At 44.9% G+C, this 15,884-nt stretch carries 14 protein-coding genes; 4 read left to right on the forward strand and 10 right to left on the reverse strand.

The window, feature by feature from the left end:
- Positions 1 to 331: 331 nt before the first annotated feature.
- From QVE09_RS08950 to QVE09_RS08975, 6 genes are all read right to left on the reverse strand, one after another.
- Positions 332 to 1,285 (reverse strand): SDR family NAD(P)-dependent oxidoreductase, encoded by a 954-nt coding sequence (locus tag QVE09_RS08950; protein WP_315936528.1) that lies wholly within the window; start codon positions 1,283 to 1,285, stop codon positions 332 to 334.
- 119 nt (positions 1,286 to 1,404) lie between these two features.
- On the reverse strand, positions 1,405 to 1,926 hold the full coding sequence (locus tag QVE09_RS08955; protein WP_076318384.1) for a TetR/AcrR family transcriptional regulator: 522 nt from the start codon (positions 1,924 to 1,926) through the stop codon (positions 1,405 to 1,407).
- A 236-nt stretch (positions 1,927 to 2,162) separates the two neighbouring features.
- Positions 2,163 to 2,975, reverse strand: coding sequence for a hypothetical protein (locus QVE09_RS08960; protein ID WP_315936529.1), 813 nt, complete (start codon positions 2,973 to 2,975; stop codon positions 2,163 to 2,165).
- Positions 2,976 to 3,956: an ABC transporter substrate-binding protein gene (locus tag QVE09_RS08965; RefSeq protein ID WP_315936530.1), complete on the reverse strand. Its 981-nt coding sequence runs from the start codon at positions 3,954 to 3,956 to the stop codon at positions 2,976 to 2,978.
- 108 nt (positions 3,957 to 4,064) lie between these two features.
- Complete coding sequence (locus QVE09_RS08970; protein WP_315936531.1) at positions 4,065 to 5,666, reverse strand: helix-turn-helix domain-containing protein; 1,602 nt, start codon at positions 5,664 to 5,666, stop codon at positions 4,065 to 4,067.
- A 51-nt stretch (positions 5,667 to 5,717) separates the two neighbouring features.
- Entirely contained in the window at positions 5,718 to 7,739 is a 2,022-nt protein-coding gene (locus QVE09_RS08975) for a helix-turn-helix domain-containing protein (protein WP_315936532.1), read from the reverse strand.
- A gap of 420 nt (positions 7,740 to 8,159) precedes the next feature.
- Here QVE09_RS08975 and QVE09_RS08980 point away from each other — a divergent pair, with 420 nt between their 5' ends.
- The 3 genes from QVE09_RS08980 (at position 8,160) to QVE09_RS08990 (ending at position 9,651) form a co-directional block, all read left to right on the forward strand.
- Positions 8,160 to 8,579 carry a MarR family winged helix-turn-helix transcriptional regulator gene (locus QVE09_RS08980; RefSeq protein ID WP_074094402.1) on the forward strand — a complete coding sequence of 140 codons (420 nt, stop codon included), beginning with the start codon at positions 8,160 to 8,162 and terminating at the stop codon, positions 8,577 to 8,579.
- Positions 8,580 to 8,606: 27 nt separating this feature from the next.
- Positions 8,607 to 9,257 carry a nitroreductase family protein gene (locus QVE09_RS08985; protein WP_315936533.1) on the forward strand — a complete coding sequence of 217 codons (651 nt, stop codon included), beginning with the start codon at positions 8,607 to 8,609 and terminating at the stop codon, positions 9,255 to 9,257.
- 97 nt (positions 9,258 to 9,354) lie between these two features.
- Positions 9,355 to 9,651, forward strand: coding sequence for a putative quinol monooxygenase (locus QVE09_RS08990; RefSeq protein WP_017689458.1), 297 nt, complete (start codon positions 9,355 to 9,357; stop codon positions 9,649 to 9,651).
- A 156-nt stretch (positions 9,652 to 9,807) separates the two neighbouring features.
- Here QVE09_RS08990 and QVE09_RS08995 read toward each other — a convergent pair whose 3' ends face one another.
- The 4 genes from QVE09_RS08995 to QVE09_RS09010 all read right to left on the reverse strand — a co-directional run bounded on the left by QVE09_RS08995 (position 9,808) and on the right by QVE09_RS09010 (position 14,242).
- Entirely contained in the window at positions 9,808 to 11,157 is a 1,350-nt protein-coding gene (locus QVE09_RS08995) for an FAD-binding oxidoreductase (RefSeq protein WP_315936534.1), read from the reverse strand.
- A gap of 191 nt (positions 11,158 to 11,348) precedes the next feature.
- Complete coding sequence (locus QVE09_RS09000) at positions 11,349 to 11,876, reverse strand: MarR family winged helix-turn-helix transcriptional regulator (RefSeq protein ID WP_315936535.1); 528 nt, start codon at positions 11,874 to 11,876, stop codon at positions 11,349 to 11,351.
- 46 nt (positions 11,877 to 11,922) lie between these two features.
- Complete coding sequence (locus tag QVE09_RS09005) at positions 11,923 to 12,732, reverse strand: alpha/beta hydrolase (protein ID WP_315936536.1); 810 nt, start codon at positions 12,730 to 12,732, stop codon at positions 11,923 to 11,925.
- A gap of 454 nt (positions 12,733 to 13,186) precedes the next feature.
- Positions 13,187 to 14,242, reverse strand: coding sequence for an LLM class oxidoreductase (locus QVE09_RS09010; protein WP_315936537.1), 1,056 nt, complete (start codon positions 14,240 to 14,242; stop codon positions 13,187 to 13,189).
- Between the two features lie 158 nt (positions 14,243 to 14,400).
- On the opposite strand from QVE09_RS09010, the gene pdxR reads away from it, so the two are divergent.
- Entirely contained in the window at positions 14,401 to 15,816 is a 1,416-nt protein-coding gene (gene pdxR, locus QVE09_RS09015; RefSeq protein WP_315936538.1) for a MocR-like pyridoxine biosynthesis transcription factor PdxR, read from the forward strand.
- Positions 15,817 to 15,884: the final 68 nt, after the last annotated feature.

Genomic DNA, 15,884 nt, shown 5'->3' on the forward strand with positions numbered 1-15,884 from the left:
CCGCGAAGGAAAGGAATCCTGTGGCTTTTCTTTTTTTTGCATTTACGTCTGCTTTTCTTATAAGACTTACTCTTCTTCTTTTGGATAGAGTGCTTTTTTGATTTTTTTGCTTTCCGTTTACCTGTACTAATTGAGGAAATTTTGCGTTTCCTTTTGGATATACCGCTCACAAGAGAATCCCCCCTCCTTGTACACCACGTCAAATCCCCGCATTTTACAATAGTACACTCTATGCCCGGGACTAGCTTTGTGCGCCCCCTATTCAATATACCTATGAAACCACCATTGTTAGTGATCAATCAATTACTTTTCTCTAAAAATATATTCCTATCTACTCCCCCTGCAACTCCTTAATCGTCAACGCAATTCCTTCTTCAAAAGACGTTGCAACAACTGGGCCAATCCGGTCCTCATACTTCTTTCTACTCAAGACCAGCGGTTCCTCGGTCAGATATAACATTTCTACAATTTCTTTCATAATGGGTACACCCAGTCCAATCAACGACAATCCTACTTTTCCTAACGCCAGCACAGGTTTGCTTCTTCCCGCAGCCTTCTGTGCCAATCGCACGATGTCATGACCCGAGATGATCCCCGATCCAGGAATGTTCCAATTCTGTCCATACGTCATCTCTCTGCTTGCCAGTTCCACCACCATGACGGCAGCATCCGGTAAATAGATGTACTCTCTGGGTACCTTCATATTTCCGATAAAAAAAGCCATCTTGCCTTTTGCTATCGCTTCAAGGGTTGAACCCAGATAGGAAGCCTGATTAGCCGATGGGCCATAATAATCTGGCAAGCGAACGATCATCACCTGAGCTCTGCTCCATCTCGTGCTGAATAACATCTGTTCATAGGCAAGTCGTGTCTTGCCTTTGTGGGTATGTGGCCGCTTCGGATGTTCTTCCGTTACCTCGTTCATTTGTCTTCTGCCATAGGGGTAGATTCCATCTATTACAACCACGTTAAGACCCAAGTGTTCTGCCGCCGCCATGACGGATTCGCCAAGTGGAATCAGCCTGCTCTCCATCTCGTTATACGGGACGTTCGCACAGTGAAAAATGACATCGCATTCCTGGGTAGCAGCAATAATATCATCCGGCCGAAATGCATCTCCCACTGCGATTAACAGGTGATCCGGTGATCCCAACTTTACCGCAAGTTGCTCCAGTTTTTGACGGGAGCGCCCAAATGCAATTGTAAAAATGCCTCTTCTAATCAATTCTTCCGTAATTGCTGCACCTGTGCCACCTGTAGCTCCAATAACAATAGCTCTTTTCATCGTATATCGACCTCTTTCATCCATTTAGTTATTGATCAATCACTTACTAAAAAACAATATAAACCATAATTAGTGATTGATCAATAACTAAAATTTAAAAAGGGACTTTACCTCCCTCTCTATCGTTCCTTCAACTCCGGCATATCCAGAGCATTAGATACATTACACAACATCCCGATCGCCAGAAAAATCATGGTTCTTTTCAATGGTTCAGCAATGCCTGCAACTGTGAAAGCTTCCAGAACCATACTTCGTACATCACTAATGCCTTTTTGCATGGCCTGACGAATGACTTCTTCCCGAATCGTTTGCGCCTGCATCTGAAGCAAGATTTCGCTCTTATGCGATTCCAGAATCTTATCATAGGCTTCGATGAGATCATTTTCCAACTGATCTGGCGTCGCCGTCTCCACCACAATTCGAAATGAATCAATCACCCGTGTCCATGAGACCTCAATTGCAGTTAATAATAAAGCTTCTTTTGTTTTGAAAAAACGAAATATATACGGCTGTGAGATCTGTGCCCGTTCAGCTACCTGGGCTGTAGTCGCACGATAATAGCCAATTTCCGCAAAGACGTCAATTGCTGCAGAGATAATATCATTTCGCCGGTTGACCGACGCTGCTGTATCTTTAGCCATGATAATTGGTCCTCCAATAGTTAGTGATTAATTGATCAATAGCTTGTAGTATAACGAATACTATCCCTCAATGCAAAGGGTATTGTGACCCTGTACAAAGCCAACAAACCCGCAGACGCTGGCTCAAGCCGCTGCAGGTTGTGTAGCTTGTCAATCATAGATTCTATCCACTGGAAACCGAAGAGAACATGGATTGTCTGAAACTGATTCGTACCATGCGGTACAAGAGTGTCTGTTCACTGCTGGAGAAGTTTACGCAATCGGGATTCCGAATCCAGCTTCGGACAACTATTACAATACCCATGTGTATGACTTCCGTTTCCAACCAGATAAGCCAAACAACAATATCGGCGTATCAGGAACGGAGGTCCCTGCCACCCGGAATGTTCGAAGCGCTGCAGCTCATTGGCAAATGTACATGCATTATCGTTTTGCCGATCCAGCCAGAGGCTTTGATCTTCTTGAATCTTTGCAAGCCGTTCATCTGTCTTCCAAATGCTCTGATCATTGATCATACGTGCATACAATTGTTGCACATTATGGGCAACCAGAGACCACATGACCTTATCGCTCGCTCTTGTAGCGACGGCTACCGCTCGCAGGACAGGTTCCAGATGTAGCAGCACTCTTTTCTTGAGCAAGCCACTCTCTGACCTGCGCTGAACAGGATCTTCACCCTCCAGAGAGGTTCTCTCCAGCAGAGTCTCATATCGCATGCCACCTGCACCATTCAATTCAAACCGCACATCATCGTCTGCAACGCTAAGTATAGTATCGTATAGACTGAATGCTGAAATTACGGACATCACGAATACGGAGTAACGTTTGGCAAAAAGTGTACCGACGGCCGCACTTCCTTTGCCGCCCAGTTGAAGCCCTTGCTGCATAGCCTGTTCACGCAATATCAAGTTTCGTTTCTCTTCATTCAGCAGATCCTTCACACGGAAAGGATACTTGGAATCATCGCAGTCCACTTGGATCGTCGTCACAAAAAATTGCTGTAACACTTCCGACATCTCTGAATAATCATGTCTTGGATAATGTCTCATCTATTGAATCATCTCTTCAACTTCGTTGATAATCTCGCTTCGCCCAATCGCTCCCCAGCCCTTAAACAACCAGAACGAGTCTGTCGTATAGACCTGATCTGCACCGACAGCCGGCACTCCCTTCCAGAGTGAGCTTGCATTGATGTTGTTTAAATACTCATCGGCATTCGGGTCAACCTCAAGAACTACGAAATTAGCATCGATATCCGCGATTTTCTCCATGGACAGGTCCTCACGTTGTTCGGCAGGTGTCACAGTCGTTGGCACAAATCCAAGATCATGATACAAAAGTGTGTTGGTTGGATGTCCTTTTGCCGCGTAAATTTGTAAGGTCTTCTCTCTTACACGCAGATAAGCCAACTTTTTTTGATCCAGTTGTTCGATCTTCGCTTTTAATTGCTTCGCCTGCTGCTCTACCTCGGCTATCTTTTCTTTTGCCAGATCCACTTTGTTGTACATCCCGGCAATGGTCAACAGATCCTGTGTCCAATATGTTGTATCATCAACATAATCCAGCCATTCAGTACCAAGTACAATCGTCGGAGCGATTTTCTCCAACTGATCATACGTACTCTCCGCAGTTCGACTCTCAATAACGATGACATCCGGATCAATCTGAAGGATAGCCTCCAGGTTAGGACTGTCTGCGGACCCTACCGTTGGAATGCCGGCAAGCTGATCTGCAAAGTAAGGCAAATAATCTCCTCCGTAACGAACTTCTACATTAACGCCTGCTGGTTTCTCACCAATCGTCAACATGTGATCGATGTAAGCAGCAGATAATACCACCATACGCTCTATCTTTTGCGGTATAACCGCTGTTCCTTTAAGATGCTCAATCGTTTGTGTACCACTCTCTTCCACAGGTGTATCCTGTTGCGGAGGCGTTGCTTCTGTTACTTCTGATGCCTTGCTACATGCCGTCAGAACGAGCACAAGCAGGGCCAACAGTATCATCGTTGTTGCTCTCTGTCTTACCATTTGTAGTAAATCCCCTCTACTATTTAATAATAATAATCATTATCACTATAGTAGGGAAAAGCATACAGGCTTACCATGGATTATTCCACTCTCTTCTCTTGCACAATATCACCGTAAGGTAACCCCAAGTTGCTCTGCCACATATCGCATGGCCCACATGCGTCCGGTGGGACCCAGCGTTTTGAAGAAAATATCTCCTGCATTATATACATGGCCTTCTTGAACAGCCTTTAATGCCAACCATGCACTGGATTGCTGCAATTGCCCCAGTTGGGCACGTGCCTCTTCTGTCGGGTCGACCATTACAAACACATGATCCGCGTCGTATAACTGCAAATCGCAAACTTTGCTCTCTACAGCCCACTGTTGTTCCGGAAAATCACGAGGCAAATAAAATCCCAGATCATCATACAATAGGGCCCCTGTCTGGTTGTTCAATCCATACATTCGGTAGAAATGAGAAGTCACCCGGATGAACATGGCACTCTGTTTCCCCCACCTCGATTGAATGCGTCCTCGAAGAACCCGGCTCAGTTCAGCATGTTGTTCTATCCACTGTACAGCCTGTTCGGTGCGGCCCATAATGTCCGCCATATACAGAAGCCTCTCCCCAAAATGGTTGGTGTGCTCTAGCATGGTGGTAGGCGCGATACGATTCAGGGAGTCATTTGGCTCCAAACGATCACTTGTAATGATCAGGTCCGGTTGGACTCGCCTCAAATCATCATAGTTCTGATTGAAGCTATCCAGAATAAGTCCCTGATGACTGTGTGCTTGAAGCGCAGGTATGGCAACATGACGAGCCACCCTCTGACCATAAGATAAAGCGGATACTGGCCTCAAACCGAGCGTTATCACATAATCGTCCAACCCGTAATACAAGGTGGCAATGCGATTCACTTTATTTTTCATATATAACGTTGGGGCGATTCCCTCATTTTTCTTGAAGACTCTGCTGAAATAGTGCTCGTCCTTATAACCCACTTGCTCCGCAATTTCCTTGATTTTATCTGAAGAAAATAACAGTTGCTTGGCCTTTGCCATACGTAGTTTCAGTATATATTCAATCGGGGTCATATTTAATTGTCGTTTGAATGTTCTTATAAAATGATTCACACTAAGCCCTGCCATGCGGGCCATCTGATCAATTCGAATGTCTTCCCTATACTGATGCGTCATATAATCAAGTGCCAGATCCATCGCCGCTACAGGGGGAGTTGCTTCTTTCACGTGCATCATTAATTGAATCAACAACTGATGCAAAAGATGTTTCCTGCGCGTCTTTTCCAGACTCGTAAACGAGTGTTTTCCACTCATCAGGGTATCCATCATCTCCTGAATATCACGTGTATTGGAAGGAACATTAAGTTTGCCCGTCACAGGGAGATCAAATGCCTCGGTATGCCAAGCATTCTTACGCCGGGTAAGTATAACACAGGAAAATAAAATGATCTGATATCGGACAGGTGCTTCCTTATCCGTCTGAAACTCCACATGCATTCCTGGCTTCAACAAAAACCACTCGTCTTGAGACACCGTATGTACAATGTTATCCATAGACAAAGATCCCTTGCCAGCGATGACCCTGCAAATGGCGAACCTTTTCCAGATCCGACGCTGAACAGCCCCCGGATTGCTGGAGTAATGGCAGACGTGGACAGCAGAGAAATGTAGTTGCTCCAGTCGTTTGATCCAATCATTTTCCTCCATGCTCACGTCCCCTCCCTGTCATGATCCGATTCTCTATGAACTGATTACACTCTATTTTTTAGCTCCCAATAGTAAATTCTTTATACTATCCAACTGCAACTCCAGTGAATAGGGATCTTCCATGACGAACTCATCCTCTGTTCCATCCAAGGAACCATAGGCGTAGACTTGTCCTTTCTGTACAGCTGGCAGACGTTTCCAAACCTCGCTGTTCAGGATCTCTTTGGCGTCTTCACTACCCGAACCATATAAGAAGATATGATCCCCCATATACTCAGGCAGTACTTCAAGAGAAATCGTCTCGAATCCATCCTTCATATCGAGTGCTTGTTGAGTTGGAGGCAGTTGCAGCATCTCATAGATGGTGGAACTACCATAGTTCCCGCCTTCCGCACCAAGTACATACAACGCTTTGTATCCTATTTGTATGATGGATACGGTCTCGCCTTCTTTAATCACACCATCGATCTGCTTCTTAGTCTCTTTGATATTCTCTTCATATGTCGTGATCCATTGCTCTGCTTCCTTCTCTTTACCAAAAACACCAGCAATCCGGCGCAGCTTTTCCAGTGGGCCAGAAGTTTTATCGCCTTCCCAATAAGGTAAAAAGACGGTCGTTGCAATTTTTTCGTAATCCTCAATATTTTTATCAATGGAACCGATGATCAGATCCGGCTCAAGTGACACTAACTTCTCCAGATTCATCGGGAACTCTCCTCCCAAATCCTCAATTCCCGCTATAACATCTGCAGCAATGCCAGACTTTTCAATCCATCCTTCGTTCAGCATAAATGTTCTTACACCAACCGGTACAATGCCCAGTTTCAGCAGGTACCCCATATATTGATCTGAAGCAACACGCTGCGGATTGGCCGGAATTACCACATCTCCCCTCATTGTAGAGACGGTCCGCGTCTCCGGCTGTGCAGTCGATTTCCCTGCCTCCGTTGCCTGGTTATCCGATTGTGTAGTAGCCGGATTGGTCCCTGTTTGCGTACCACTTGCAGACGGTGCCGGACTGGAACAGGCCGTGAGCAATAGCGTGAGACACAACATCATGCTTAGTGCTGTCATTTTGAATTTTCCTTGCATTATTAATTCCCCTCCAACGTTATTTTGATATTGATAATCAATATCATTATATAGATGGGAATATGGAGAATGAAGGGCATTTTCTTGCATTACACTGGGCAAATCTTGCTTGTTGTTCAATACCAATGTCTGTTTCGACTTGTTTAACCGTTGGCTTACTCCTTTTTTGTAGCGAATTGGAGAAAGCCCTTTTATTTTTTTGAAGCTCCGGCTCAGTGAATGTGCATCCGGATAGCCGACCTGTTCTGCAATCTGTTGCAGCGTAGCACTGGTATGCACCAGAAGATGTGCGGCCCTCTCCATTCGAATCTGTCCAAGATACTGGATGGGACTGATGTTTAACTTTTGTTTGAACAGCCTCGACAAGTGCCCCACACTGCATTCCATTGCTTCTGCCATTCCGTCAAGAGCTATGGGCTCATGGAGATGAGCATTCATATATTCAATAGCCTGTGTGACCGTATCCGGTTTATATGGCTGAATGGATTGTTCGTGTAAGTCTGTCAATAAAAAATATACCCATTGATGAAATAAGGTTTTGGCATGTAACTTTGCAAGCTTAGTAGACTGCTCCCACTCCTGCTTCAATTCCTCCATACACTGATACATGTGCAGCGGACGGGTTGGTACGAGTGCATATTGGTCCTGGAACGGACGTTCATGGTCCATCAGATGCTGAATTTCCATCCCACAGGGCAAGGCTAGAATGGCTTTGTACAAAATCATATAATACGCCACGCCCGAATCCGTCTCCATGTTTAAATACGCCTGCTTGCCTCCATGAATGATGTGGAATCCCTCCACGATGTATCTGTGTTGATCCATTCGTATCCGTGCACTTCCGTCGGTGATATATAGATAGGTACTCGCTGGTAGTTGATAATTCTTCAGATTCTCCCCAGGATGCAAAGCGTTTTGGCGTACATCCAGTATTTTGACAAAAACATGATTCCACAACCTGATGTGATCATTCAAATTCATATCCGCTATACTTTCCCTCCCGCCATACTACATCGACATACATTCTTGCTGCTGTTATGAACTGCCTGTTATTTTCGCTCGTTATGTACATTTCATTTTATTATAAATTAGTTGATAACAATTCTCAATAACATAAACAATCGATATTAACTTATCCATTTGGACATCCTATACAGACGACAATGCTTATGCACCGGGATAATACAGGTATAATCATCCTCTTCTTCAGAACCTGTTGCAAAATCATAAAAGGCATGATATATTAATTGAGCCATCAATGATTGACGCATCAAATATTGATACCTCAATGATCGAGAGCATCCAAATAATCATTAGGCAATGGCATTGTATACTGCAACTTTAATTATTGGTTAACATACGCCGTTGTTCATGATTCAGATTCACCCGGGAGGTCTAGTCATGACACGTATTGTTTCCAAAGAAGAACAGATCATCAATCTGCTGAACGTGCTGGGCAACAAAATTAGTCCCAAGTTCGAACGCTGTACGGGTATCAGTTCCTCTCGCTTTGAAATTCTGCATGAGCTGGATCAGGTAGATGAGATTAACCAATCCATGCTGCAGAAAATCATTAACATTGATAGTGCTGCAATTACACGCCACTTGAAACAGCTTGAGGCGGACCTGATGGTTACAAGACGTAAAAACCCCGATGATAATCGGGTAACTTTTGTTCGTCTGACGGACCACGGTCGGAAGCAGATTGAAGGCTACAAAGCAGAGAAGACCAATTTTATCAACCAGATTTTACAGGATTTCAGTGAAGACGAAGTTCAGTCACTCGCCGATTTCCTGGAACGTATGCAGAACAATTTCTAAACCCATATATAGAGGAGAGATCCATTCATGAGTACAATTCAAAGCAAATTCCAAAAAACCAATGATTTTAACGAAATTACCTACGGTCGCCGTTCTGTTAAACTTTACGATCCTGAAGTGAAAATCAGCCGTGAAGAAATGACTGAAATTCTGTCAGAAGCTTCACGTGCACCATCTTCAATCAATCTGCAGCCTTGGCGTTTTCTGGTTGTAGACACAGCTGAAGGTAAAGAAAAACTTGCTCCACTTGCAAGATTTAATCAAAATCAAGTTTTGACTTCCTCCGCAGTCATTGGTGTATTCATTGATATGAAAAACGCGGAACATATGGAAGAAATTTTTGGTAAAGCTGTAGAACTCGGTTATATGCCACAAGAAGTAAAAGATATGCAACTATCCAAAGTATTGCCTTATTATGAAAGTATGCCTGCTTCCGCTATTCGCGAAGTTAATATGATCGACGCTGGACTTGCTTCCATGCAATTAATGCTTGTAGCACGTGCTCACGGTTATGATACTAACCCAATCGGTGGTTACGAAAAAGATCAAATTGCAGAAGCATTTGGCATGGACAAAGAGCGTTATCAAGCGGTTATGCTGATCTCTATCGGTAAATCGGCTAAAGAAGGTCACCCTTCCTACCGTTTGCCAGTAGAAACAATCACAACTTGGGCATAATATCAGGGACGGTTTCCCTGTAAGTCACGATTATATTGGTCAATAAGCATACATTCTTAACATATTCCAAACAAACACTCTATGGAGGTTTTACAATATGATTATCATTCACGCTCATCTGCAAGTTAAACCAGACCAAGAGCAAGCATTCCTCGCAGCTGCGAAAGAACTGATCGCTGCAACACGTCAAGAAGAAGGTAACATCAGCTACGATTTGGCAAAAAGCACAGAACGCGAACAACAATACACGATGATCGAGTTGTGGAAAGATGAAGCTGCTACAGCTTCCCACAACACAAGCGCGCATTTCCAAGCTTTTGTTCAACAAGCAGCAGCATTCATGGCCGCTCCAATGAACGTTGAAGTATTTGCTGGAGAACAAGTTAAAGCTTAATAGCTCAATGACTCGCATGAGTAATGACATGTAAAGAAGCCGCTCTTGGTCATATGACCGAGGGCGGTTTTTATACGAACATACATACCAAAAAAACACGCCAATTAAGGCGTGTTTTTTCACTCATTGAAGAGGCATTTCACAAGTGAACATGAACTACACGATCCGAGCCGGAGTGATACTTTGCGGATTGTTGAACACATTTTTCGGGTCATACTTGGCTTTGACTCTCCGAAGTCTGGCATAGTTGGCTCCATAGTACACTGGACCGGAATTTTTGATCCCTTGGTCTGGAACGTTGATATAGGAACCCACGATGTATGGTTGCAATTTTTTGCGGGTATTACGAGCGAGTGCGATATTTTTGGCGGCATGGGATGGTTTGAGCCACGTACTGGTCCATTCCACATAGAACTTCTCTTTACGCCAGAAGAAGGCGGTTGATCTAGGTGATTTGCGACTTACTGCTCCGCCCCAGTTGAGAAAATAGAACCCGCCTGGCCCCTCTTCCAAGTTCTCCAAAAATGCGCGCATCGATTTGATGGCTTTGTCAGGGAATGGTTTCTGTCCAAAACCGGACGAGAACTGGTTACTGTACCTTTGAGTCTCAATCGGATCAGGAAGCAATAAGAACTTCACAACTTCTGTGTAAGGTAACAAACGAACAATGGAACTTGTCGGCGTGCCGACACTCGTAATCGGCTGCAATAGACGAAGAGCCTCTGTTTTTGACCCTAGGAAAAGCCCCTCCATGACAACATTGCCACCCTTTTTCGGTCCGATGGACAACTCGCTGCCCAGTCTTGTATCAACAGAGGGAGCCCACCTCTGCCATACTTTGAGCACCTTTTCGAATTGAGCCCAAGGCCAGGTGATTTTAAATACAGTCGCCTTCGCTGGAGCACGGCGCACTTTGAATTTGTAGCGGGTGTAGACTCCGAAGTTACCACCGCCTCCTCCCCGCGAGGCCCAAAAGAGATCCGAATTACGATTTTTATTAGCCCGAATCACTTTTCCTTTGGCATCCACCATCTCTACCTCAAGCAGGTTATCACTGATGAGACCGATGGTACGCTGGAGAGGCCCAATTCCCCCACCTAATGTAATTCCACCGATCCCTACAGTAGGGCTGTCACCAAAAGGAGCTATGAAACCTTGCTTGGCAAGGGTATTCGCAATTCTTCCCACTCGGTTTCCTGTTCCAACAACAACCGTTCCATTTTTCTTATCAAGCTTGATGGAATTCAGATCACTCACATCAATCACGATACCGCCATTCACCTGTGAAAGGTTCACTTCAAGCGCGTGTCTGCCGCTCCGCGGTCTGATCGGAACATTGTTCTCACGGGCCCATCGGATAGCGTTGGATACATCCTTCGTCCGTTGGGCAAAAACAAAAACTTTGGGATATCTGTCCGTATGCGGGTCCCAGTTCTTACGCGCCGCTTCATATCCTGGATCACCTTTGTAAATAACCCGTCCGGTAAGCTTTGTTGATGATTTCACACGTCCCACTCCCTGCCGAATAATTGTCCTACAGCCTCTGCTGCATCAAGCACTTTATACTGTATGACGGACATTCGCGGAAGGAATGGGCTGGTGCCTTAATTTAAAGGTTCGCGTTTCAGAAGAAGCAAAAAGGGATTTTCCTCTCAGGCCACAGAACAGCCTTGAGGAAAATCCCGTTTATCTCGAAACTAGTCGCTGCCCGAATCGGAATCAATTCTGATTAACTTGCGCGTTTCCTGTTCTTTTTCACCATACCAGACGAGCACGTCGGCAAATAAATCCATGATGCGACAAAAGTTCTGCTTATCTGCTTCTGAAATCTGATCTGCATACTTGAAAATCTCATCAAAGCAAAGTTCCCTTACAAATTCGGTATACTTCGTATATACCTCGCGTCCTTTTGCTGAAGGTTTGACGTAGATGTCTTTGCGGTTACCGCTTAAATGAAATTTTTCGAGCAGCCCTTTTTCCGTCAGATTCTTCACGTTCTTGGAAAATGTACTGCGGCTTACACCCAGGCGTGCAGCCATCTCCGACATCTTCTCTTCCTTGTCCTCGGCTTCCAGAATGTATTCCAGCGTCTGAATCTGTGAAGCCGAGAACATCATGTCTGTACCATAGCTTCGCTGCAACTTGTAAGTGTTTGAGTACGCATTACCGTATTTGATAATTTTCTCAATCAGTTCCCGATGGTTGCCCATCCAATCTAATTTCATGCGTAATCCCTTTCATATTCAGATTCTCTCTCTTACTCTACTGAAATCAGATCCGTTTTTCAATCCATGTAATTGCTTCTTCAATAACATCATCACGAGTCGGTTCATTAAAGATCTCATGCATCAGATGAGCATAAATTTTGAGTGTTTTATCCGTTGAAGCGATATCGCCGTAAAAGTCACGGGAATCCTTTTCGCTGACCAGCCCGTCATTGGCCCCATGCAGAACAAGTACGGGATCTGTAAACTGCTTGGCGTTCTCCTTGAGCCATGTTATGCCATTTCCCAAGCTGTTAAATAAATCTACTGAGATCTGCTTTTCAACCAGTGGGTCATTCGCGTAAGCGGATACAACTGCGGGATCACTACATACGCCGCTGCCCAGCTCATTCGGGAAATACGTGCCTGTAGGAAGATCCATCGGCAGTTCTCCGGCAACTTTTGTATTGTAACGAGTGAGAGCTCCGGATAGCACGATGCCTTTGACCTTGCCTGGATATTTCGTTCCAAAGGACGAGGTTGCAAAACCGCCCATACTATGCCCGATAACAAACAGCGGAAGATCGCCGCTCTCTTGCAATGCCGCCTCAACAATGAAATGAACATCTTCAATAAGATGATCAAATTCTTTATAGAACGTACGCTGTCCCTCGGATCTGGCATGACCGCGATGATCGAAGCGATACACGCTAAACCCGCGCTGATTCAGCTTCTCTGTCAAATAATCGTAGCGCCCTGCATGCTCAGCTAGTCCGTGAACAATAACTACGGCTGCCTTCGCATCACTAACTAAATTCTTACTAGAATATAGCCGAGTACCGTCAAAGGATTCGATTGTTGTTTCAATTATACTCATAATATTTCCCATCCCTCTCGCTACGCTCAAGCACCAAACAGTTGAAATCCTTTAGCACAGGGCGTTTATTAAGAATGAAGTCCTTGTAATTATATCTGATAAGAACAATATAGTTTCTTATAGAAACAATATTATCACCGTCGGCACCCCTTGTCTATATTTAATTAAAGCGTTTACATAAAAAGTATGTCATACCTTTGGTATCATCCCTGATCTGCTGTATCGAGTCGATTTACAGCTACTTGCACGCACGCAGATTAAGCTACGCATTCGTTACCTGAACAATCCATAACGAAAAAAACGCCATAATATATTTCGAAATGACGTCTTTTTCGTTATGGTACCTAGAGGATCGAACCCCTGACCTCAACACTGTCAGCGGATCGATACTCTTCTGATCGTTAACAGAAATGCGGAGAAAGTCATCTGTGTCATCAGGCAACAATTTTATGCTCTACCACCCTGTAAACAACGGCTTCGGACCCACATGCGTAGGAAAGAGGGGCAACACTTCCTCTGCCAACTCCTGAATCACCTCAGCAGGAGGCCGACTCGAAAAATGAATGCCTAGTGCAGCATGATTAACTCCCACCGCTCGCCATTCCTCCAAAAGCTGAATCAAACCTGCCCGACCTGTACGTAATATGTATCCGCCACGAAGCGGTGTTCGCGGATAATTGACATCTTCCACCAGATCAATCCATTCGTTGGTCATATGCGGCTTGAACATGCCATTAGGTATTTTTTCACGCCAGGCACTAATCTTATGGCCAAGCATCTGAGGACCGGATTCGTTTGCCGTTGCTTCGGGATACGTGAGCCAGCCGTCACTGTTCTCCGCAATCCAATCTAAAGACTGCCTGCTTGAGCCTGTCACAACGAGCGGAATGCCACCGGCTGCGGGCTTCGGGAGCAATTCAAGCCCTTTCAATTGACCAAGAGAAGATTGAATTGCGCCAGTTCTATCCTGTATAAGCTCACGAAAAAACTCCACCGTCTCCCGGAATCGCACATCACGATGCTCCCCATCAATCCCATAAGCCGGAAACTCAGCAGGTCGGTCGCCAGAAGCAATCCCTAACACAAGTCGTCCGCCCGAAAGTACATCAATGGATGCAGCTGCCTTGGCTAAATCAATCGGATGACGAAGCGTGAAGATCGCGCTTCCTGTTACCAAGGATACGTTTTTGGTCCTTGCAGCAAGATAGGCAAGATAAACAAATGGATCGAATACTTGCCCGGCATCTTGGAATCCAGGATCAAATAGCGGAACATCACGCACCCACACGGATGCAAAATGTTGTTGGTCGATGATATCCACCAGGTCTGCCTGCCCCCTCAGAACATCCATGTTACCTGAATAAAATCTAAGCGGTAGAAATAGGCCTATTGTCAATTGATCAGGGGCAAACATACGCCGGAAACCGGGATGATTATTAAATGCACCCACATTCAGTGCGGATTGTTGACCTCTCTCCATTTGTCCAATGGAGTCTGTTTTTTTATCCAATTCAAGTCTCCTCCTAAAGCAATGGTGATCCCCGCCTTTGAGTGTTGTTCCCAACCAGACAGGACGTGATATAATTGTAATCGTCCATTGACCCCATAAGTAGTGCCAAAACTAAACTATATTATAGGGTCAGTTTACAAAACAATAGGAGGTTATAGATGATAGATTTAACCTTATTGCTGAAGAGAGAGTCTGAAGAACCTTTATACACCCAGCTATATCAATATATTAAGAAGGAAATTATGAACGGAAAGTTGCCAGCCCAGACACGGCTTCCATCCATTCGTTCGCTGTCTGCACACTTACATATTAGTCGTAATACCGTTGAGCTGGCCTATCAACAGTTATTGGCAGAAGGTTATGTGCTAAGCAAACCAAGAAGTGGCCTATACGTTATGGACCTGCAATTGGATACCTTGCCCTCATCTCCTCATATTCGTAAACAAGGGTCGGAAGATCACGCACTGGCACATCCAACGATTCAGTACGATTTTCGATATGGTGATGTGGATGCTGAGCATTTTCCACTTGCTACTTGGCGTAAGTTATCCAATCTAAGCTTACAGCAGAACCATCAGGCCATATTTTCATATGGTGATCCTCTTGGAGAGCCCGGACTTCGAATGGAAATTGCCAAGTACCTGCATGGATCAAGAGGCGTGAATTGCTCACCAGATCAGATCATGATTGGTGCTGGCGTTCAATATCTACTCGCTGTGTTATCTGGATTATTAGGATCCGATAACCGCAGCATAGCGATGGAGGAGCCTGGCTATGACGGTGCTCGGACGATTTTTCAACATCATGGTCTACAACTTAGACCGATTCCGCTAGAAACCGATGGCCTTCATATTCAGCAGCTCTATGAGAGCCAGTCCCGCATCGTGTATATTACACCGTCTCACCAGTTCCCCTATGGGATGGTCATGCCTCTCCACAAGAGAATGCAATTACTGAAATGGGCAGCAGACCAAAATGGCATTATTATTGAGGACGATTACGATAGCGAGTTCAGATACGTTGGCAAACCGATACCTTCCTTGCAGAGTCTGGATAGCCATCAACGTACGGTATACCTGGGGACTTTCTCGAAATGCCTGCTCCCTTCATTACGTATTGCCTACATGGTTATGCCTAAAAACCTGCTAGAGCTTCATAATGAGCAAAACTACCGCCTGTATGATCAGACCGTTTCACGTTTTCACCAGAATACACTAGAGCTGTTTATGAGAAATGGTCATTGGGAAGCCCACATTCGCAAAATGCGCAAAGTATACCGACAAAAGCAATCCATACTGATTTCAACGATTCAGCAGCTTATGGGCTCTAACGTTACAATCATTGGTCAGGATGCAGGACTTCACATTTTACTGCGTGTACATAACGGAATGGATGAACACAAGCTGATTGCTACTGCTGAGAAGGAAGGTGTCCATGTCTACCCGGTATCCCCCTTTTGGACGCAACCAGTTCAAGCGGAGCAATCCATGGTTCAGATTGGTTTTGGTGGATTGAGTATTGAGGATATTACGGAAGGCGTATATGCCCTTCACCGGGCTTGGTTTGGGGTCTGAGAACATTCGTGTGACCACGACCACAAAACCAAACCATTTTCACATCAAAAAACCCGCTTAACACTCAA

The sequence above is a fragment of the Paenibacillus sp. ClWae2A genome (assembly GCF_032452295.1).
Lineage (GTDB): Bacteria > Bacillota > Bacilli > Paenibacillales > Paenibacillaceae > Paenibacillus.

Coding starts and splice junctions, on each gene's coding strand:
- QVE09_RS08950 (WP_315936528.1), bottom strand. CDS start 1,285: ATGAAAAGAGCTATTGTTATTGGAGCTACAGGTGGCACAGGTGCAGCA.
- QVE09_RS08955 (WP_076318384.1), bottom strand. CDS start 1,926: ATGGCTAAAGATACAGCAGCGTCGGTCAACCGGCGAAATGATATTATC.
- QVE09_RS08960 (WP_315936529.1), bottom strand. CDS start 2,975: ATGAGACATTATCCAAGACATGATTATTCAGAGATGTCGGAAGTGTTA.
- QVE09_RS08965 (WP_315936530.1), bottom strand. CDS start 3,956: ATGGTAAGACAGAGAGCAACAACGATGATACTGTTGGCCCTGCTTGTG.
- QVE09_RS08970 (WP_315936531.1), bottom strand. CDS start 5,666: ATGGAGGAAAATGATTGGATCAAACGACTGGAGCAACTACATTTCTCT.
- QVE09_RS08975 (WP_315936532.1), bottom strand. CDS start 7,739: ATGAATTTGAATGATCACATCAGGTTGTGGAATCATGTTTTTGTCAAA.
- QVE09_RS08980 (WP_074094402.1), top strand. CDS start 8,160: ATGACACGTATTGTTTCCAAAGAAGAACAGATCATCAATCTGCTGAAC.
- QVE09_RS08985 (WP_315936533.1), top strand. CDS start 8,607: ATGAGTACAATTCAAAGCAAATTCCAAAAAACCAATGATTTTAACGAA.
- QVE09_RS08990 (WP_017689458.1), top strand. CDS start 9,355: ATGATTATCATTCACGCTCATCTGCAAGTTAAACCAGACCAAGAGCAA.
- QVE09_RS09000 (WP_315936535.1), bottom strand. CDS start 11,876: ATGAAATTAGATTGGATGGGCAACCATCGGGAACTGATTGAGAAAATT.
- QVE09_RS09005 (WP_315936536.1), bottom strand. CDS start 12,732: ATGAGTATAATTGAAACAACAATCGAATCCTTTGACGGTACTCGGCTA.
- pdxR (WP_315936538.1), top strand. CDS start 14,401: ATGATAGATTTAACCTTATTGCTGAAGAGAGAGTCTGAAGAACCTTTA.